Genomic DNA, 19,812 nt, shown 5'->3' with positions numbered 1-19,812 from the left:
GGCGCCCGGCGCTTCTCCGCACCCCGGACATGTGTTCAACATATAGTCGGCCTATGCAGCTCAACGGGCTTCCGTTCCCGGGGCGGGAACGAGAGCAGGCGGCGCTGGACTCGTTCATCACCGATCTGGCGGCGGGCCGCCCGGCGGTCCTCACCGTATCCGGCAGGCCCGGCTTCGGCCGGGGCCCACTGCTGGCCTGGGCCGCCCGGCTCGCCGGGGAACGCGGGCTGCGCACCCTGACCGCCCGGGCCACCCCGGGCGAGAGCGAACTGCGGTACGGCGTGGTGCAGCAGTTGCTGACGACGCTGGACGGGCTCAGCGACCGCACGTTGGCGGCCCTCGCCGAACCGGGCCGGGACGGCGGGCTGCCCGGCCTGGCCGAACTGCTGCGCGGCGCCCACGACCGGCCGACGCTGCTCGTCGTCGACGAGGTGCAATGGCTGGACCCGGCCTCACGGCGCTGGTTCGACGCCCTCGTACGACGGCTGCCGGGGAAGCCGGTCGCGCTGCTGGTGAGCGGCAGAGGCGTCAGCCACCCCGCGTGGTGCGACGGTTCCCCCTATCCCGGCGCGGTCCCCACCCGGCAGCTCGCACTGTCCGCTTTCACCCTGCCGGAGGCCGCCACCATGATCGCCGCGGTCTGCGGACGGCCCGGCGAGGAAGCGTTCACCTGGGCGGCGTGCGAGACCAGCGCGGGCAACCCCATGGTCCTGCACGAGGCGCTGCGCCAGTTCACCGCCCGCGGACTCGAACCGGTCGCCGGGCGGATCCCGGAGCTGCGCGCGCTCATCGAGGCCATCTGCGGCGTATACGCCGCCCGAGCCCTCAGCGGACTGTCCGACACGGCCGTCGCCGTCGTCCGCGCCCTGGCCGTCTGCGGCGAACTCCTCTCCCTGCCCCTGCTGTACGCACTCGCCGGACCCCACGCCGCGAGCGAACCCGGACTGGTCGCGGCGCTGGAGGCCAGCGGTCTCGCCGCGCCCTCCGGCGCCGGGCTGCGGCTGTGCTGCCCGGAGGTGCGGACCTGGATCCTGGAGGAGATGACCGCGGCCGAGCGGGCCGAACTGCATGCCCGGGCCGCCGAACTCGCCCACCGGGCGGCCGTACCCGACGAGGACATCGCCCGGCTGCTGCTCGCCGCCCGCCCGCTCGGCGAACCCTGGGTGATCCATGTGCTGCGCCGCACCGGCACCGCCGCGCTGCGGGCCGCCCGTCCCGCTCACGCCATCGCCTGTCTGTCCCGCGCCCTGGAGGAGCCGCTGGACCCCGAGGGGCGCGCCCAGCTGGGCCTGGAGCTGGCCGCCATCGAGGTGCTCGGCGCGCCCGAGGCGAGCGACCGGCGGCTGGCGGACATCATCCGGCCCGGCGGCGACACACCCGCCGGGGCCCGGGCCCGCGCCGCCGACCTGGGTCTCGCGCGCGGCTCCGTGGAGAGCCTGCGGTCCGCAGTGGTGAGCGCGCTGCCCGCGGTCCGCGACGGCGAACGGGAGGCCCTGGCCGGGCTGTTCCGGCTCGCCGAGCCCGGCCGCGACGACGACGCCGACCTGCTGCTGCCCGAGATCCCCCCGCTGCCCGACCGCCCCGTCGACCCGGCGCAGGCCGCCGCCCGCGCCCGGCAGCTCGCCCTGCACGGCGAGGACCTGCCCACCGCCAGGGCGCTGGCCCGGCGCGCCTTCACCGGCGAGCCCGGCAGCGACGCGCTGATCCTGCCCCGGCTCACGGCCGGGCGGATCCTGCTCCTGACCGACGACCTGGACGAGGCCGAGGCGCGGCTGGACGCCCTGCACGTCGACCTACGGCGGCGCCACGCCCGGGCCGCCGCCGGGCTGGTGCTGGCCGTCCGGGGTGAACTGAACCTGCGGCGTGGCCGGCTCGACGCGGCCGAACGGGACGTCGCCGCCGCCGGGCGCGCACTGCCCCACGTCCACTGGCATCCGTACCACCTCTCCTATCTGACGGCGCTGCGAATCACCGTCGCCCTGGACAGCGGCTACGTCGGCCAGGCCAGGGAGCTGGCCGCCGCGCCCGCCCCGGCCGAGGCACAGCGCGGCGCCAACTTCGGCCATCTGCTGTTCGCCAGAGGACTGGTGGCCTTCCGGGACGGCAGCCCGTCCGAGGCGCTGGAGCTGTTCCGCGGCTGCGGCAGGCGGTTTCTGCACCACGGCCGGGCCAACCCCGCCCTCCTGCCCTGGCGTTCGATGGCCGCCGGGGCGTACCACGCGCTCGGCGACCACGAGGAGGCGCAGCGGCTGAGCCGGGAGGAGATCGCACTGGCCCGGCGGTGGGGCGCGGCCAGCGCCCTCGGCCAGGCCCAGCTGGGCGCCGGGCGAGTGGCCCTCGACGGCCGTGCCGACCGGCTCCGCGAGGCCGTGCACACGCTGCGCCCCACCGCCGCCCGGCTCGCCTACGCCTCGACGCTGATCGAACTGGCCACCACCGAACTGGACGCGGGGGACCGGCAGGCAGCCGCCCCTCTGGTGGCCGAGCTGTTCACGTTCACCGCCACCCACCGGCCCGTCAGCCGGATAGCCGCACGGGTGCGCTCGCTCGCCGAACGGCTCGGACAGTCCGCCGCGCCCGGGCTCGGCCCGCACCCCGCCTGGGGGACACTGACCGAACCCGAGCGGCGCACCGCGACCCTCGCCGGACTCGGCCACGGCAACCGGGAGATCGCCGAGCTGCTGTCGGTGACCCGCCGCACCGTGGAGCTGCGGCTCAGCGGCGCGTACCGGAAGCTGCGGATCGCGGGGCGCGCGGAACTCCACGCACTGGTGCGGGCGACGGAGGGATACGGCACGGATGTTGCTTGAGCGGGACACCGAGGCGGCACAGGTCCAGGAGGCGCTGAGCGCCGCCGCCGCGGGCACCTCGTCGCTGCTGCTGCTCACCGGTCCGCTCGGCATCGGCCGGACCGCGCTGCTGCAACAGCTGCCCCTGCTGGCAGGGGAGGGCGTCCGCGTCCTGCGCGCCAACGCCGCCGCGATGGAGCAGGACTTCGCCTTCGGCGTGGTCCGCCAGCTCTTCGACAGCCTGCTGACAGCCGCCCCGCCCGAGAGTGGCGAACCCTGGCTGCGTGAACACGGCGACTTCGCCCGCAGGGTCCTCGCCGACGACGCCCTCCCCCTGGACGAGTGCGGCTCCGTCGCCCAGACCGAGTCGGTGCTGAACGGACTGCGGTCCCTGCTGGCAGATGTCGGCGCCGGCAACCCGCTGCTGATCCTCGTGGACGACCTCCAGTGGGTGGACGCCCCCTCGCTGCGCTGGCTGGCCTACCTGGTGAGACGGCTGCACGGGCTGGGCGCCGTACTCGTCTGCGCGCTGCGCGACGGCGACCCGGGGGCCCGGCAGCTGACGCTGCGCGAGATCACCGACTCCGCACACCGGGTGCTGCGCCCCGCGCCGCTGTCCCTGGGGGCGGTCAAGGAGATGATCCTCGACCGGTTCGGGGAGCCTGGCGACGAGGAGTTCGCCCGCGTCTGCCACGAGATCTCCGCCGGGAACCCCCTCTTCCTGCGGTCGATCCTGGTGGCCCTCGCCACAGGCGGCGACCGCCCCACCGCCGGGCACATCGAGGCGGCCCGCCGGCAGCGCCCAGCCCAGCTGCGCGAGTGGCTGGCCGGCGGTATGCGCACCCAGCCGCAGCCGGTACGGGACCTGGCCGCGGCGATCGCCGTCCTCGGCGACCAGGGCGACCCCGACCTCATGGCCCGGCTGGCGGGCCTCGACCCGATCGGCTTTGCCGCCGCGCTGCGCACTCTCGGCCAACTCGGCCTGCTGGCGGCCGATCAGGAGCCGCGCTTCCTCCACCGCGTGGTGCAGGACGCCGTCGAGTCCTCCATGACCGTCGCCGAGCGCGAGCGGCTGCATGACACCGCCGCGGCGCTCCTCTACCACACCGGCTCCTCCGCCGAACTGGTCGCCGCCCAGCTGATGGCCGTCACCGCCTCACGGCACCCCTGGTCCGTCGAGGTGCTGCGGGCCGCGGGCGACGCCGCGCTGCGCCGGGGCGCGCCGGATATGGCCACCCGCTATCTGCGGCGCGCGCTGCTCGACGCCTCCCTGTCCGGCGAGAGCCGCGGGCGGCTGCTGATCGACCTGGCCACCGCGGAGCGCGGCTTCGACCCGGCCGCGTGCGAACGCCACATCTCCCAGGCGATACCCCTGCTGACCACACCACGGCACCGGGCCGCCGCCGCCCTGCGGATCTCCCCGACCGTCGTGGGCGTGGCGCCGCCGGCGGTCCTCGACCTGTTCCACCAGGTCGCCGAGGATCTGGGCCCCGCGGCCGCCCTGGACGGCTCGGCACGCGATGTCGCCCTGCGGCTGGAGGCGCGGCTGTGGTACGCCGGGTACGAGGACCCGGCGGAGCTGGCCGCGGCCGTGGAACGGCTGTCGGCTCTGGGCGAAGAGCCGCCGCTGGGCTCGACCGCCGAGCGCGAGCTGGCGGCCGTGCTGCTCAACGCCGGGATGCTCACGACGCGGCGCCCTGCGGCCGAGGTCGCCCGGCTGGCGGGCCGCGTCCTGGAGCGGGAACCGGCCAACGCGGACCGGGCCCATTCACCGCTGCCACTGGTGGCGGTCGCGCTGGCCGCCGCCGACTCGGTACGCGGCATCAACTCCTGGCCCGCTCCCGAGCTGCACTCCCCGCGACAGGACGTCACGGCCGTCGACGCGCTCGTCCACGCCGAGCAGGCGCTGATGCTGCTGGCGCGCGGCCGGGTGGCCCAGGCCCGGGAGCCCGCCGAGCGCGCGATGCGGCTGGCCGGCGCCCACTGGCCGGAGGCCGGGATCCTGGCCACCGTCTCCCTCACCGGTGTCGCCCTGGAGCTCGACGAGCCCGTACTGGTCGAAGGGCTGCTGGACGAGGCCGGGCGGCGCCGGTCCGCCAACCTGGCGCTCACCGCCTCGCTCCAGCTCCTCAAGGCGTCGCAGGACGCCCGGTACGGGCGCTGGACCAGCGCGCTCGACACCGTGATGGCCTGCGGCCGGCAGCTGGAGGCGGCGGGCTGGCACAACCCGGTCATCTTCCGGTGGCGGCCCTGGGCGGTCGCCCTCCAGCACCGCATCGGAGACTCCCGCGCGGCGCTGGCGCTCGCCGAGGAGGAGCACGCCCGGGCCGAGGTCTGGGGCGCCCCCGTCGCGCTGGGCCGCGCCCTGCGGCTCAAGGGCCGGCTGCACGACGGCGCGCGGGGCACCAATCTGCTGCGCGAATCGGCCGACGTGCTGCGCGCCTCGGCCAATGAACTCGAACTCGCCCGCTCGCTCGCCCTGCTGGGCCGGCGGCTGGACGGCGGTGCCGAGTCGGCGGCCCTGCTGCGAGAGGCCGGGGTCCTCGCTGCGGCCTGCGGTGCGCCCTGGCTGGTCGAGCAGGCCGAGCGCGGCCGTGGTACGCCCGCTCCGCGGCCCGAGGCCGCGCTGACCCGTACCGAACGCACCGTGGTGTCCCTGGCCGGCGACGGCCTCACCAACCAGGAGATCGCCGGCCGGCTCGGCGTCACGTCCCGTGCGGTCGAGAAGCACCTCACCCACGCCTACCGCAAGCTGGGCATCTCCGGCCGTCGCCAGCTGATGGAGATCCTGCCCCGCCTGGATGTGGAAATCGTGCGTTAACGACGCTAATTCAACGAGTGTCCAACCGGCTTCGGACTGGGCTCCCGCGGAATGGCCGGACGCGGGCCGTGAGGGGGTCGATCCGGGCAAGTTTCCCAGGTCGGCGAACCCACCGAACCGACCACCGAAACTCTGTGGCGCGGACCGAACCTCGGGGGTGCGGTACCACAGGATTGGGCGACACCACCCCTGCTGACGTTGACTCAGACGTGGGGATCTCCCTAGTCTCGATTCTGTAAAGCTATTTCTGTAATGGCATTGGAATTGAATAGCCGTGGAATTCATTCCCGCTCATTCGTTCCCGGTCATTGATGAACAGGAAGGGATGGCAGTCCCTTGGCAGTTTCCGCACTAGCAGATTCGGCTCGGCCAACCCCCCATGAGCTGGAATGTGACCAGATCGAGTACGCGGATCTTCTGCGCCAGTTCGATCAGCCCGGGTCGTGTGTCGTCTGTCTCGACCCGTCCCTGACGGTCCAGCAGGCGAACCAGGAGTTCTTCCGGCAGTTCGACGACGACTCCTCCCTCAGCGTCTGCGGCCGCGACTTCATCGAACTGGTGCATCCCAGCGCGCAACAGGCGCTGTGTCATCAGCTCTCCCGGCTGGCCGACGGCACCCGCCACCGGTTCGCCACCCAGGTGGTCGTCGTCGGAGCCCGGGGCGCCGCCTTCACCAGCGCGCTCACCGCCGTCGCCGTACGCGAGGGCAGCTCGCACGTGGCCTCGCTGCTGGTGGTGCTGCGGCCCGTGGCGGGCGGCCAGGAGCTGGACATGGTGACCAGCCACAAGAAGATCCTCAGCGAAATCGAGGCACGTATTCTGGAGGGCATAGCGGCCGGACAATCCACCATTCCGCTGGCCTCCCGGCTTTATCTCAGCCGGCAGGGCGTCGAATACCACGTGACGCGTCTGCTCCGTAAGCTCCGGGTCCCCAACCGGGCGGCCCTGGTCTCCCGCGCCTATTCCGTGGGCGTTCTCAACGTGGGCTCCTGGCCGCCGAAGGTCGTCGACGATTTCGTGAAGTGATGCGCCGGCCCCTCGTGACGGCGCGGCGTGCGGCCCGCCGCCGCGTCACGAGGGGCCGGAGCCGTGGGCGAGCCGCAGCACGCTGAACGCGGTGAGCGCCACATGCAGTTGGGTGCGCTGTTCGCCCGACTCCAGATCGCAGCCGAGCACCCGCTGGATCGCGTGCAGCCGCTGGTAGAACGCCTGCCGTGACAGGCTCGCGCGCTTGGCGGCCACCGTCTTGTTGCCCGCCGCGTCCAGATAGGCGTGCAGGGTCGTCACCAGATCGGTGCCGTGCCGCTCGTCGTGCTGCACCAGCCGGCCGAGCTGCCGTTCCACGTATTCCTGCACCCGCATGTCGTCGCGCAGCGCGTACAGCAACTGCCGTAGCCCGATATCGCTCAGCTCATGGAACGGCTTGTCCGGAGTCCCCGGGACCGCGGCGTCCGCGACCCGCGCCGCCTGCTGGAAGGAGCGCGCGGTCTGCGACAGGTCCGACACCTCGCAGCCCACGCTCACGACCGCGTCCGGATGTGATTCCCGTACGGAACGGCTCAGCCGCTCCGCCAGCGGACGCCACGGCGTGGCCGGATGGAACGCCAGCAGCACCCCCAGATGATCGCCGGGCACCGCGCCGATCAGCACCGCGGCACCGGCCGCGGCCATCTCCTCGGTCAGCCGGTCCTCCAGCTCCCCGGGCTCCCCGCCGCCCAGTCCCCGGGCCAGGGTGACGAGTACGACGATCAGCCGCCGTCCCATGACCCGCATCCCCAGGGCCTCGGCACGGGCCCGCGCCTCCCCGGCCGAGCGGCAGCGCTGCTCGACCAGATCCAGCAGCAGCGTGCGCTGTGCGCGCCGCTCCCACCGGGTGTGCTGGGTCAGCCGGGCGATGGTCAGGGCGGTGGCCGTACGCTCCAGGACCATCGCATGCTCGGGACCCACCGCCGGGGCGCCCGCCGCGTCCGGCAGCATGACCAGCCGCCCCCAGCGCTCGCCCCGGTACTCCACGGCCGTCACCAGCCAGTCCTCCGGGCCGCGCAGCTCGGTGCGGTCGGGCGAGGGCGTGGCGCGCGACCGCCGCTCCCAGCCGGTCAGCACCCCCTCGACGCCCTGGCCCGGCGGCCCGCAGATCACGGCCCGGTGGACCAGGTTCTCCAGCACCACCGGATGGCCGCTCAGCTCGGCGGCCATCCCCACCACCTCGTCCGGCTCGGCGCCGCGCAGGGTCAGCGCGGTGAAGGTGTCATGGACGTCCTGCGCCCGGCGCAGGGTCTCGATCTGGCTGCCGATGATCATCGAGTGGACGATCTGGGTGACCTCCACGAAATTCACGTTCCGGGACAGCAGGACGAGCGGGAAATCCCGGGCCCGGCAGGCCTCCACCAGCTCCGACGGCGCCTCGTGATAGCGCCGCACCAGCTCGATGACCAGGCCCGCGGCGCCGATGTCCACCAGCTCCTCCACATACCGGCGCACCAGCGCCGGGTCCTCCGGCAACGGCATCCCGGTGGTGAGGACCAGCTCCCCGCCCTTGAGGAAGGACGCCGGGTCGAGCAGCTCGGTGATGTGGACCCAGCGGACCGGACGGGACAGCTGATCATGGCCGGATACCACCTCCGGCCGCCCGGCGGCCAGCACCGGCAGCCGCAGCGCGTCGCCGAGGGTGAGCGGGGCGGAGCCGTTCATGCAGGCCACTCTGGCAAGCCGGCCGACCGGGCGCAACCATCGATCACGGGTCTCCTTGACAATCTGTCCACCCGGTCCCGGTTGACATAACGTCCATCCCGATCAGCTGCCCGCGACACAATGATCATTGTCTTTACCCGGTCCGCTGCCGCACGCTCGAAGGAGTCCCGAAGAAGTCCCGAAGACGTCCGGTCCACCGCCGTTCCGTGGGTGTTGGGAGAGATCATGACCAATCTGTCGCCGCAGCTCCGCCAAGCCACTCCGGTGGTCGCCGTCCGCGGAGAGGGGGCCTACCTCCACGGCGAGGACGGACGGCGCTATCTGGACTTCACCGCGGGCATCGGCGTCACCAGCACCGGGCACTGCCACCCGCGGGTCGTCGCCGCCGCCCAGGAGCAGGTCGGCACCCTCATCCACGGTCAGTACACGACCGTCATGCACAAGCCGCTCCAGCGGCTGACCGCCAAGCTCGGCGAAGTGCTGCCCGAGGGCCTCGACAGCCTGTTCTTCAACAACTCCGGCAGCGAGGCCGTCGAGTCCGCGCTGCGCCTCGCCCGCCAGGCCACCGGCCGCCCGAACGTCCTGGTGTGTCACGGCGGCTTCCACGGCCGTACCGTCGCCGCGGCGTCCATGACCACGTCCGGGACCCGCTTCCGCTCCGGCTTCTCGCCCCTGATGAGCGGCGTCGTGGTGACCCCGTTCCCCACCGCCTACCGGTACGGCTGGGACGAGGAGACCGCGACCCGGTTCGCCCTGAAGGAACTGGACTACGTCCTGCAGACCATCTCCCCGCCCGACGACACCGCGGCGATCATCGTCGAGCCGGTCCTGGGCGAGGGCGGATACGTACCCGCCACCGAAGGCTTCCTCCAGGGGCTGCGCGAGCGGGCCGACCGCCATGGCTTCCTGCTCATCCTGGACGAGGTGCAGACCGGCGTCGGCCGCACCGGGCGGTTCTGGGGCCACGACCACTTCGGGATCCGCCCCGACATCCTGATCACCGCCAAGGGCCTGGCCAGCGGCTTCCCGCTGTCCGGCATCGCCGCCTCCGAGGAACTGATGGCCAAGGCCTGGCCCGGCTCCCAGGGCGGCACCTACGGCGCCAACGCGGTGGCCTGCGCCGCGGCAGCCGCCACCCTCGACGTCGTACGGGAGGAGAACCTCGTCGCCAACGCCGACGCCATGGGCGCCCGGCTGCGCTCCGGTCTCGAGGACATCGCCGCGAAGACCCCCGCCATCGGCGACGTCCGCGGCCTCGGCCTGATGCTGGCCAGCGAGTTCGTCACCGAGGACGGCGAACCCGACCCGGCCACCGCGGGCCGCGTGCAGCGCGCCGCCGTGGACGAGGGGCTGTTGCTGCTCCTGTGCGGCGCCTGGAACCATGTGGTCCGGATGATCCCCGCGCTGGTCGTCGACGAAGCGGCGATCGACGAGGGGCTGCGCGCCTGGTCCGCCGCCGTGAGCGCCGGAACCTCCGGCACCGCCTGACGCGCTTCGCCCCTCTCACCCCCGGGACCCCGGCCGCCGCCCGCTACTCGCGCGGGCGGCGGCCACCGAAGGAGATTGCCGCCATGTCTGCCCTGTCCACCCCTTCGTTCCCCGCAGCGGGCGATGTCCTCGCGACGGTGCCCAAGAAGCTGTACATCGCCGGGACCTGGTCCGACGCGGCCGGCGGCCCGACCATGCCGGTCGACGACCCGGCCACCGGCGAGGTGCTGTGCGAAGTCGCCGACGCCGGGCCCGCCGACGGGCAGCGCGCGCTCGACGCCGCCCTGGACGCCCAGGAGAAGTGGGCCGCCACCGCGCCCCGTGCCCGCAGTGAGATCCTGCGCCGTGCCTACGAACTCATCATGGAGCGCGCCGACTCCCTCGCCGCCCTGATGACGGCCGAGATGGGCAAGCCGCTGGCCGAGGCGCGCGGCGAGGCCGCGTACGCCGCCGAGTTCTTCCGCTGGTTCTCCGAAGAGGCCGTCCGCATCGACGGCGGGTACGCCACCATGCCCGACGGCAAGAACCGCATGCTGCTCATGCGCCGCCCCGTCGGCCCCTGTCTCCTCGTCACCCCGTGGAACTTCCCCCTGGCCATGGGCACCCGCAAGATCGGCCCGGCGATCGCCGCCGGCTGCACCATGGTGCTCAAGCCCGCCCCGCAGACGCCGCTGTCCTCGCTCGCCCTCGCGGGCATCCTGGAGGAGGCCGGGCTGCCCGCCGGGGTGCTCAACGTCATCACCACCTCCCGGGCCGGAGAGGTCGTGGAGCCGCTGCTGACCGGCGGCCACATCCGCAAGCTGTCCTTCACCGGCTCCACCCAGGTCGGCCGCGTCCTGCTCGGTCAGTGCGCGCCCGCGGTGGTCCGCACCTCCATGGAACTCGGCGGCAACGCGCCCTTCATCGTCTTCGGCGACGCCGATCTCGACGTCGCGGTCGAGGGCGCCATGACCGCCAAGATGCGCAACATGGGCGAGGCGTGCACCGCCGCCAACCGCTTCTTCGTCCACTCCTCCGTCGCCGCCGAGTTCGCCGACCGCCTCGCCCGGCGCATGGGCGCCCTCGATGTCGGCCCCGGCAGCCGCCCCGGCGTCGAGGTGGGCCCGCTGATCGACCGGGCGGGCCGTACCAAGGTCGAGGAACTGGTCGCCGACGCCGTAGCGCGCGGCGCCGAGGTCCTGGTCGGCGGCAGCACCCCCGAGGGCCCCGGCTGCTTCTACCCGCCGACCGTGCTCACCGGGGTCTCGCCCGCGAGCCGGCTGATGGAGACCGAGATCTTCGGCCCGGTCGCCGCCATCCTCACCTTCGAGGACGAGGACGAGGTCGTCGCCACCGCCAACAGCACCGAATGGGGCCTGGTGGGCTATGTCTTCACCCAGGACCTCAACCGCTCGCTGCGGGTGAGCGAACGCCTCGAAGTCGGCATGGTCGGCCTCAACACCGGCCTGGTCTCCAACCCGGCCGCCCCCTTCGGCGGCGTCAAACAGTCCGGCCTCGGCCGTGAGGGCGGGCGCGTCGGGATCGATGAGTTCCTCGAATACAAGTACATCGCCACGCCGGCTTGATGGGGTGAGGCTCTTTCCCTCGCCTCTTCCCGGACCTGTCGATACGCGGCTCCGTCGCGTGGTGGGGCTCCGCTCCCTGCCCCCGGGCCCAGGCGGCGGCTGGACCACCTACGGAGGCAGGGCCGGCGGCGCGTCTCGGACGAGGAGCGCGCCTGGCCCCGGCGCAACGGGCTCGGGCACCAGGCCGACGCGCTGGAGGCCGATGTCGCCGGGTGGCTGGAGGCCGGGCTGGACACCTCACCGCACTCCGCCCCCGGACCTGTCCGGGGACGGGCCGCGTGCGGTTTCGGCCCGTTCAGCGCCTGCCGGGTGCGGGATACCTGTGGTTTCGGCCTGCCCGGCGCTCTTGGGACCGGGGGTGGGACGCCTGCGCGTTCAGCATCTCCGTGGTCGACCGGGGCCGGGGGCGGAGGGCCTGTGGTTTCGGCTCGTCCGGCACTGCGGGCCGGGCCCGGTGCGCGTACAGGCTCGGCCCGATCGTGGGCTGCGCGGGGCCCTGCGGGCCGGTTCGCGCGGCGCTCGCCGTGTCCGGTCGGCGTCCGGCAGTCACGCCACCGGATTGGGGCGCGGCGTCCACCGGAGCTGGGGGCAGGGCGGGATGCGCGTATTCCAGCCCGTCCGGCGATTGAGGACCGGGGTCCGGGGCGGCGCCCCGGTTGCGGGGAGGGGCGGGTCGGGGAAAAGGCACCCGAAGCCTGGGGAACCGCCGCCGGGGGCGGGCCGTTGGCCTGGTGGGCGCGGCGCGAGGAGGGGACCCATGGCCGAGTTGGTGCCCGGCGGCAACCACCCGCTGCCGGACGGCACGCTGACCATCCGCGTCCCGGGCCCCTTCGACCTGTCCGCGCTGATCACCGGCGACGACGGGAAGGTCGCGGGAGACGGCGACTTCGTCTTCTTCAACCAGCCCGCCGCCCCCGGCACCCGAGTCGACGGAGACACCGTCACCGTGCGGCCCGCGCAGCTCCGCCCCGGCGCCAGCCGGGTCACCGTCGTCGTCAGTCCCGCCGACCCCGGCACGCCGCTCGGTCGGCTGCCCGCACCCGTCATGAGCGTCACCGGCAGCGGCGGCGCTCCGCTGGCCCGGTTCGCCCCGCCGCGCCCCGGGGCCGAGACGGTGCTGCTGCTCGCCGAGATCTACCGGCGCGGCACCCGGTGGAAGGTGAGGGCGATCGGCCAGGGGTACGCGGACGGGCTTGCCGGGGTCGCGCGTGACTTCGGCGTCGACGTCGCGGACGACGGCACGGCAGATCACCCGCCCCCGCCCACCGGCGGCGATGACGGGGTCCTCGGGATCGTCAACGCCGCCAGGTCACGGCACGGCGTACCGCCCGTGACCCTCGACCCTCGGCTCACCCGGGCCGCCGAGGCCCATGCGGCGGCCATGGCCGCCCACGGCGCGCTCGGTCCGGAGAGCCCTGACGGGACGTCGCTCTTCCACCGGATCGCGGCCGGCGGTTACGCCCCGCTCACCCTCACCGAGCACCTCGTCTCCGGGCCGCGCACCCCGGACGCGTTCGTGGACTACTGCCTGTCCGGTGAGGAGCGCAGCGGCCCGTTCCGGGACCCGGCGGTCACCCATGTGGGCATCGGCCGGGCATCCGGTGCCGGAGACATGTTCTGGACGGCGGTGTGGGCGCAGCCTTTCACCCCGGACGGGCTGCGGCGCCTCGCGTCCGAGGTGATCGCGCTCACCAACGCCGAGCGCGCCGCCGCCCGGCTGGCGCCGCTGGCCCCCGACCCGCGGCTGACGGCGGCCGCGCAGGCGCACAGCGACGACATGGTCGCCCGTGACTTCTACGACCACACCAGCCCGGAGGGCCGCCGGCCCTGGGACCGGGCCGCCACCGCCGGCGCCACCCACCGCGGCATCGGCGAGAACATCGCGTGCGGGCAGCGCGGCCCGGCGGAGGTGGTCCGCGGCTGGATGAACAGCCCCGGCCACCGCGCCAACATCCTGGGGTCCGACTTCACGCACATGGGCGTCGGCTACGCCACGGGCAGCCGCGCCGGCACGTACTGGACCCAGGTCTTCGGCGCGAGCGGCTAGGACCTGGCCGCCGGGCGCGCCGTCAGGTGGTGGTGCCGGTACGTGACTCCAGGTCGCGCCGCGTGGCGTCGCCGTACACCCCGTCCTCGTCGCCGCGGATCCCGTACCAGAGCTGGAAGCGGGCCACGGCCTCGGTGAGGCTCTGATCGTACTGGCCGTTGACCTGTCCGCCCTGATAGACGTCGGGAATCTTCAGCAGACGCGTCTGGAGCTCGGAGACCTGTGGACCGCTGTCCCCCTGGCTCAGCACACCGGCCTGGTTCCCCGGCGGGGCCGGGACCGCCGTGGTGGGGGCGGCGGACGCGGTCGGCGGACGGCCGGCGTCCGAGGCGGTGGGGCCGCCGCCCGGTGAGGCGACGTTGAAGGCCGCACCGCCGGGGAGGAGCAGGACGAGGGCGAGGGCGACGCCCAGGCCGACCCCGGCGACGATCAGCACGGCGGTGCGGGGATGGCGCCGTACCGCCGCGGGCGGCGGGGCCGCGGGCTCGGGCGGCGGGTCCACCGCGGCCCAGGAGTCGGCCGCCGGGACGCCGGCGGCGTCCATCTCCTGGGTTTCGTCCTCGGCGAGCCGGTGCGCCTCCGGAGGAAGCGCTTCGTCCGTTTCGCCCGGGGGCCGGAACAGATGCAGATCCTCCATCCATTCCTCCACCGGCCCGTCCATGTCCTCGCCGGAGTCCGGCCCCGGACGGAAGATCGCGGTCGGCTCGATCACGTGACGCCCGCCCGCCCGGTCGGGATCGGTTTCGGCTGCCATACAGACCTCCTTGTGCCCCACGCCATTCAGCGGGGGATACGGACGGAAGTCCGGGAAGACTCAAGCTGATCGCCATCCGGCGATCGGGGAGCCGTGACGTTCACCCGACTGCCGCGCCCGGCAGCGGACGTCCGGAGGGAATCGATACGGAACGGCACGGCCCCGGAAGCACCCCGAAGGGAGCACATCGATGGAGCGGACCACATGTTGCGTGGTGGGCGGCGGTCCCGCCGGGATGGTTCTCGGGCTGCTGCTGGCCCGGGCGGGCGTGGACGTCACGGTCCTGGAGAAACACGGGGACTTCCTGCGCGACTTCCGCGGCGACACCGTGCACCCCAGCACCCTGGCACTGCTGGAGGAACTGGGCCTGGCCGAGCGGTTCGCGGCGCTGCCGCAGCGTCATGTCCACTCCGTACAGCTGCCGATCGGCGCGCACGGCGAGCTGTTCACCGTCGGCGATCTGAGCGCGCTGCCGGGCCCGTACAACTACGTCGCGATGGTGCCGCAGTGGGATCTGCTGAACCTGCTGGCGGACGAGGCAGGGAAGGAGCCGTCGTTCCGACTGCGGATGAACACCGAGGCCACCTCGTTCCTCCAGGAGCGCGGCCGGATCACCGGGGTGCGCTACCGCACCGCCGAGGGCGACAGCGGTGAGCTGCGGGCCACCCTCACCGTGGCCTGCGACGGCCGCGGTTCGCTGGCCCGCCGGCTGCCGGAGCTGGGACTGCGGGAATTCCCCTGCCCGATGGACGCCTGGTGGTTCCGGCTGCCGCGGCACGAGGACGACCCGAGGGGGCTGGTGGGCAACGTCGGCGACCGCTTCCTGACCGCCATGATCGACCGCGGCGACTACTGGCAGTGCGCCGTGCTGATCCCCAAGGGCGCCGACGCCACCCGGCGGGCCGGCGGTCTGGACCGGTTTCTGGCCGCGTTCGCGGACGCCACCCCGTGGATCGCGGACCGCGAGCCGGAGCTGCGCTCCTGGGACGAGGTGAAACTGCTGGACGTACGGCTGGACCGGTTGCACCGCTGGCACCTGCCCGGGCTGCTGTGCATCGGCGACGCGGCGCACGCCATGTCGCCCGTCTTCGGCATCGGCATCAACCTCGCCGTCGAGGACGCCGTCGCCGCCGCCCGGCATCTGGCCGGACCGCTGCGCGAGGGCACCGTGGGCCTGCACGACGTGCGCGCCGTCCAGCGCCGCCGCTGGCCCACCGCCGCGGCCACCCAGGCGCTCCAGCGGATCGCCCACGCGCGGGTCATCGCGCCGCTGCTCGCGGGGCGGTCGCCACTCGGCGACGGCAGGAAGCCGCTGCGGCTGGCGGAGGTGCTGACCAGGGCGCCGTGGCTCAAGCGGGCCCCGGCGTACTTCCTCGCGTACGGCGCGAAGCGCGAGCGGCCCCCGGTCTCGTCGCTGCTGCGCGGGGAGTGAGCGCGCGCATGCGGGGCCGGGGAGGCTGAAACGTTTCTGCGCACCCGGCCCCGCAGCCTCGCGGCTCACATGGTGCCCCGGCTCGCACGGGGCATCGGCTCAGACGATGCCCTCGGCGATCTCCGCCTCCTCGCGGGCGGAACCATAGGCGGATGGCGTGTTGCACGAACGGCGGGCGACGAACCACCAGACGGTGGCCAGGATCAGCACCGCGGCCAGCGCGATCGACGCGTAGTTCATCGAATCGACCGTCACCGGGCTGGACTGCGGCAGGCAGAACAGCACCGTCACCAGCGCGACCCACACCACCGCCACCCAGCCGATCGGCTTGCTCCAGCGGCCCAGATGCCACGGCCCCTTCTGGAACCGGTCCCCGGCGCGCAGCCGCAGGAAGACGGGGATCGCATAGGCGGGGGTGATGCCGATGACGTTGATGGCCGTCACCGCGCCGTACGCGGTCTCCGAGTACAGGGACGGCAGGGCCAGCAGGCACGCCACCCCGACCGACAGCCACACCGCGAGCACCGGGGTCTGGGTGCGGGCGCTGACCCGGTGCCACAGCCGGGAGCCCGGCAGCGCGCCGTCCCGGCTGAACGCGAACACCATCCGGCTGGCCGCCGCCACCTCCGCGTTCCCGCAGAACAACTGCGCGGCGATGACGATGAGCAGCATGGTCGTGGCGCCACTGGTACCGAGTGCGTCGATGAGGATCTGCGCGGGCGGCACGCCGGTGGCGCTCTTCTGCGTGCCGGCGTAGTCCTGGATGGCGAACGTCAGCCCCGCCAGCAGCACGAACCCGGCCACCCAGGACACCCAGATGGCGCGCACGATGCCGCGGGCGGCGGACACCGAGGCGTTGGACGTCTCCTCGGAGAGATGCGCCGAGGCGTCGTAACCGGAAAATGTGTACTGGGCGAGCAGCAGGCCGATGGCGGTCACATAGAGCATTGAGGAGCGCTCCGGTGAACTGGGCCGCGCCGTAGTCGATACCGGCGATCGCGCCCAGCAGCCCCAGCAGATTGAGCCAGCCGGTGTACCAGCCCCAGGCGCGGCCGCCGAGCCGGTCGGCCATGTAATAAAGGGCGCCCGAGGTCGGATACGCGCTGGTGACCTCCGCCAGCGCCAGGCCCACGCACAGCACGAACAGACCGACACCGGCCCAGCCCCACAGCATCACCGAGGGGCCGCCGGTATCCAGCCCGAACCCGTACAGGGTCATGCAGCCGGACAGAATGGAGATGACCGAGAAGCTGATGGCGAAATTGCCGAAGCTTCCCATGCGGCGGGCCAGCACCGGCTGATATCCCAGCTCGCGCAGTCTTTGTTCTTCGTCCCGTTGCGGTGGGGAAACGGGACGGGACCAAGGTGTGGACATGGACGTACCTCCGGGAGGGAACGGGGGTGGTCAGCAGAGGTGGAGGAATGGAGGGGGGAAATGTGTAGGGTGAAGGGACGGCTCAGCCGTCGGAGCCGGGTCTGTTTCCGTGGGCGCCCGCGAGACAGCGGACCCGGGCGCGCAGGAACATCTCCTCGGCCTGTGCGCGGTCATTCGCGTCGGACGTGCGATAGGCCCAGGGGAGCGGGGTGAAATACGGCCCCAGCGCGTCGAAGACCCGGGCGGCTTCGGTGAATTGCAGGGCGCCCCACAGGGCGTGCGCGAGATGGTTGAGGTCCAGCAGCGAGCTGGTTTCCCGCTCCGCGTGGTCGGACCAGAGGCGCAGCGCCTTGTCGGCGTCCCGCGCCGCGTCCTCGGTGGCCCAGTGCAGGTCCAGGGCCTTCTCGTAGCCCCGTTCCTCGCGGTACCTCTCGACGTGGACGTACAGCGGCAGCACATGCAGCGGGGAGCCCACGGGCGCCCCCGAGACCACCCACTGCACGAAGTTGACCGCCTCGGCCAGCGAACTGCCCGCCCGCCGCGCGTACACGAACTGCAGCATCCGGTGGTACGCCTCGCGGTTGTACGGATCGCGCCGGTCGGCCTCCGCCAGCAGCCCCCACGGGCCGGGGAACAGCAACGGCCCCGGCGGGTCCGCCCGGTGCTCCGGCAGCCGCTGCTCCTTGTCGAGCTGGGCGAGCGCCAGCAGACACACCCACGGGACCGGGTCCGCCGGGGAATTGCGCGCGGCCAGCTGGCAGGACTCCCACGCCTCCCGCCACAGCTCACGGGTGCGCTGGTGGCCCTCGCGATGGGCACGCATCGTCCGTTCCACCATCACCCGGGTGTGCATCACCAGCGCCGCGACGCATCGAGGCTCCTCGGCCCGCCACGCCTCCACCACGTGGACCCGGCCGCCACCGCCGCCGGCACCTGGGTGCGTTGGGTCCACTGGGTCCAGGTCGGTGTGCCGGCCAGCAGGTCGCGCATGGATATCCAACGGCCCGTACGCACGTCCTGCAGCGCGATGCGCAGTCCGCCGTCGTAACCCGCCGGGTGGTAGACGGGACGGAACACCTCCACGGGCATCGGATGACTTTCGGACGGAGCGTGATGTACCGGGCGCGACGGATTCCAAGGGCATGACGTGTGGATGCCCGGGATCCTATAGCCATCCCGTGACGGCTCAAGTGGACCAGGGCCCGTATCCGACGCGGAACCGCGGGCCGTGTCCAGCAAGCGGACACCGGACATGTGCCCTTGACGCGGCGTCATCGCTGCACCACCCTTTCAGCCAAGATCTCCTGCCGCCACCGAAGACCGCGCCACCGAAGCCCCCCACGCAGAGCGACCTCCCACCGAAGAACCGGACATGCTGCCTGCAGAGCGCCCCCACCGCACACCGGCCGGCCCCGCGACCGGAGCGGTGCTCGCCGTCGACCAAGGCACGTCGGGCACCAAGGCGTTGGTCCTCTGCCCGGAACGCGGTGTGCTCGGCTCCGCGGAAGTGGCCGTGCACACGCGCCACCTCGCTGGCGGGCTGGTCGAGGTCGATCCCGCCGAACTCCTCGCCTCGGTCGTCGACGCCGGACGCCAGGCCCTCGCGCGGGCCGGCGAGCCGGTCGTGGCGGTCGGCCTCGCCAATCAGGGCGAGACGGTGCTGGTGTGGGACCCCGCGACCGGCACCCCGCTGACCGACGCCCTGGTGTGGCAGGACCGGCGGGCGGAGACGGTGTGCGCGGACCTCGCGGAACACGCCGACACCCTGCGCGAACTCACCGGGCTGCCCCTCGACCCGTACTTCGCGGCGCCCAAGATGGCCTGGCTGCGCCGCCACCGGACCCGCGAGGGCGTCGTCACCACCAGTGACGTCTGGCTGATCCACCAGCTCACCGGCGCGTGCGTCACCGACGCGGCCACCGCCGGGCGCACCGGGCTGCTCGACCTCGACCGCGTCGTGTGGTCGCCGGAGGCGCTGGACCTCTACGGGCTGACGGCCGAGCAGATGCCCCGGGTCGTCGACGCGGACACCATGGTGGGCACCACCACCGCCTTCGGCGGCGAGATCCCGCTCACCGGGCTCCTCGTCGACCAGCAGGCCGCCCTGCTGGCCCAGAGCGTCACCGAGCCCGGCGCCGCCAAATGCACCTACGGCACCGGCGCGTTCCTGCTCGCCCAGACCGGACCCCGCCCCCGCCGCGGCACCAGCGGCCTGGTGAGCTGCGTGGCCTGGCGGCTCGGCGGGAACACCAGCTACTGCCTCGACGGTCAGGTGTACACCGCCGCCTCCGCCGTGCGCTGGCTCACCGGCCTGGGCGTGATCGGCGGACCCCAGGACCTCGACCCGGTGGGCGGCTCCGTGCCGGACACCGGGGGAGTGACCTTCGTACCGGCGCTCGCCGGACTCGCCGCCCCGTGGTGGCGCGGCGACCTCCGGGGCTCGGTGACCGGCCTCGGTCTCGACACCACCCCCGGCCATCTGGTGCGCGCCCTGTGCGAGGGCATCGCCGCGCAGGTGGCGGAGATCGCCGACGCGGCCGCCGCCGACCTGGGCGCACCGCTCACCACCCTCCGGGCCGACGGGGGCCTCACCCGCTCCGCGCTGCTCATGCAGGCCCAGGCCGACCTGCTGCAACTGCCCGTCGAAGTGTCCGCCCTGCCCGATGTCACCGCCCTCGGCGTGGGCGCCGTCGCCCGGCTGGGCCTCGACCCCGGCCTGCCGGTCGCCAAGGCCGTCCCGGAGTGGAAACCGGCCGCCGTCCACACACCGCGGATCAGCGCGGACGAGGCCGCCGAGCGCCGGGCCGGCTTCCGGTCGGCCGTGGCCGCGCTGCTGACCAGTCACTGAGC

10 protein-coding genes and 2 pseudogenes are annotated in these 19,812 nt (G+C 73.4%); 8 read left to right on the top strand and 4 right to left on the bottom strand.

All coding sequences use genetic code 11. The features are described 5' to 3' along the window. Nucleotides 1-53 precede the first annotated feature (53 nt). The 3 genes from ACH4SI_RS23555 to ACH4SI_RS23545 all read left to right on the top strand — a co-directional run bounded on the left by ACH4SI_RS23555 (nucleotide 54) and on the right by ACH4SI_RS23545 (nucleotide 6,636). Nucleotides 54-2,810 carry an AAA family ATPase gene (locus ACH4SI_RS23555; protein ID WP_398298612.1) on the top strand — a complete coding sequence of 919 codons (2,757 nt, stop codon included), beginning with the start codon at nucleotides 54-56 and terminating at the stop codon, nucleotides 2,808-2,810. Beyond that, nucleotides 2,800-5,610 carry an AAA family ATPase gene (locus ACH4SI_RS23550; RefSeq protein ID WP_398298610.1) on the top strand — a complete coding sequence of 937 codons (2,811 nt, stop codon included), beginning with the start codon at nucleotides 2,800-2,802 and terminating at the stop codon, nucleotides 5,608-5,610. The genes ACH4SI_RS23555 and ACH4SI_RS23550 overlap by 11 nt, the downstream gene beginning before the upstream one ends. A gap of 417 nt (nucleotides 5,611-6,027) precedes the next feature. Then, nucleotides 6,028-6,636, top strand: coding sequence for a LuxR C-terminal-related transcriptional regulator (locus ACH4SI_RS23545; RefSeq protein ID WP_398298809.1), 609 nt, complete (start codon nucleotides 6,028-6,030; stop codon nucleotides 6,634-6,636). Between the two features lie 45 nt (nucleotides 6,637-6,681). Here the strand turns inward: ACH4SI_RS23545 and ACH4SI_RS23540 are convergent, their stop codons facing one another. Further along, the gene (locus ACH4SI_RS23540; protein WP_398298608.1) at nucleotides 6,682-8,301 is read right to left on the bottom strand and encodes a PucR family transcriptional regulator; all 1,620 of its coding nucleotides are present in this window, start codon (nucleotides 8,299-8,301) and stop codon (nucleotides 6,682-6,684) included. 225 nt (nucleotides 8,302-8,526) lie between these two features. Here ACH4SI_RS23540 and ACH4SI_RS23535 point away from each other — a divergent pair, with 225 nt between their 5' ends. The 3 genes from ACH4SI_RS23535 to ACH4SI_RS23525 all read left to right on the top strand — a co-directional run bounded on the left by ACH4SI_RS23535 (nucleotide 8,527) and on the right by ACH4SI_RS23525 (nucleotide 13,401). Continuing rightward, nucleotides 8,527-9,789 carry an aspartate aminotransferase family protein gene (locus tag ACH4SI_RS23535; RefSeq protein WP_398298606.1) on the top strand — a complete coding sequence of 421 codons (1,263 nt, stop codon included), beginning with the start codon at nucleotides 8,527-8,529 and terminating at the stop codon, nucleotides 9,787-9,789. An 83-nt stretch (nucleotides 9,790-9,872) separates the two neighbouring features. Then, nucleotides 9,873-11,354 (top strand): NAD-dependent succinate-semialdehyde dehydrogenase, encoded by a 1,482-nt coding sequence (locus ACH4SI_RS23530; RefSeq protein WP_398298604.1) that lies wholly within the window; start codon nucleotides 9,873-9,875, stop codon nucleotides 11,352-11,354. A 757-nt stretch (nucleotides 11,355-12,111) separates the two neighbouring features. Continuing rightward, entirely contained in the window at nucleotides 12,112-13,401 is a 1,290-nt protein-coding gene (locus tag ACH4SI_RS23525; protein ID WP_398298602.1) for a CAP domain-containing protein, read from the top strand. A gap of 22 nt (nucleotides 13,402-13,423) precedes the next feature. Here ACH4SI_RS23525 and ACH4SI_RS23520 read toward each other — a convergent pair whose 3' ends face one another. Next, nucleotides 13,424-14,155, bottom strand: coding sequence for a peptidoglycan-binding protein (locus ACH4SI_RS23520; protein WP_398298600.1), 732 nt, complete (start codon nucleotides 14,153-14,155; stop codon nucleotides 13,424-13,426). A 190-nt stretch (nucleotides 14,156-14,345) separates the two neighbouring features. On the opposite strand from ACH4SI_RS23520, the gene ACH4SI_RS23515 reads away from it, so the two are divergent. After that, nucleotides 14,346-15,587, top strand: coding sequence for an FAD-dependent oxidoreductase (locus ACH4SI_RS23515; protein WP_398298597.1), 1,242 nt, complete (start codon nucleotides 14,346-14,348; stop codon nucleotides 15,585-15,587). Between the two features lie 99 nt (nucleotides 15,588-15,686). Here the strand turns inward: ACH4SI_RS23515 and ACH4SI_RS23510 are convergent. Both ACH4SI_RS23510 and ACH4SI_RS23505 read right to left on the bottom strand, forming a co-directional pair. After that, nucleotides 15,687-16,962 (bottom strand): annotated as a pseudogene (locus ACH4SI_RS23510) (amino acid permease). Nucleotides 16,963-17,044: 82 nt separating this feature from the next. Next, nucleotides 17,045-18,051, bottom strand: a pseudogene (locus ACH4SI_RS23505) (hypothetical protein). A gap of 283 nt (nucleotides 18,052-18,334) precedes the next feature. Between ACH4SI_RS23505 and ACH4SI_RS23500 the strand changes: the two are divergent. Then, the gene (locus tag ACH4SI_RS23500; protein ID WP_398298595.1) at nucleotides 18,335-19,810 is read left to right on the top strand and encodes an FGGY family carbohydrate kinase; all 1,476 of its coding nucleotides are present in this window, start codon (nucleotides 18,335-18,337) and stop codon (nucleotides 19,808-19,810) included. Nucleotides 19,811-19,812: the final 2 nt, after the last annotated feature.

The sequence above is a fragment of the Streptomyces sp. NPDC021212 genome (assembly GCF_044332925.1).
In the GTDB taxonomy this organism is placed as follows: Bacteria; Actinomycetota; Actinomycetes; order Streptomycetales; family Streptomycetaceae; genus Streptomyces.
The sequence above is the reverse complement of the archived record's forward strand: the minus strand, read 5'-3'. Positions and strand labels throughout refer to the sequence as shown.

Coding starts and splice junctions, on each gene's coding strand:
- ACH4SI_RS23535 (WP_398298606.1), top strand. CDS start 8,527: ATGACCAATCTGTCGCCGCAGCTCCGCCAAGCCACTCCGGTGGTCGCC.
- ACH4SI_RS23550 (WP_398298610.1), top strand. CDS start 2,800: ATGTTGCTTGAGCGGGACACCGAGGCGGCACAGGTCCAGGAGGCGCTG.
- ACH4SI_RS23500 (WP_398298595.1), top strand. CDS start 18,335: ATGCTGCCTGCAGAGCGCCCCCACCGCACACCGGCCGGCCCCGCGACC.
- ACH4SI_RS23525 (WP_398298602.1), top strand. CDS start 12,112: ATGGCCGAGTTGGTGCCCGGCGGCAACCACCCGCTGCCGGACGGCACG.
- ACH4SI_RS23515 (WP_398298597.1), top strand. CDS start 14,346: ATGGAGCGGACCACATGTTGCGTGGTGGGCGGCGGTCCCGCCGGGATG.
- ACH4SI_RS23555 (WP_398298612.1), top strand. CDS start 54: ATGCAGCTCAACGGGCTTCCGTTCCCGGGGCGGGAACGAGAGCAGGCG.
- ACH4SI_RS23540 (WP_398298608.1), bottom strand. CDS start 8,301: ATGAACGGCTCCGCCCCGCTCACCCTCGGCGACGCGCTGCGGCTGCCG.
- ACH4SI_RS23530 (WP_398298604.1), top strand. CDS start 9,873: ATGTCTGCCCTGTCCACCCCTTCGTTCCCCGCAGCGGGCGATGTCCTC.
- ACH4SI_RS23520 (WP_398298600.1), bottom strand. CDS start 14,155: ATGGCAGCCGAAACCGATCCCGACCGGGCGGGCGGGCGTCACGTGATC.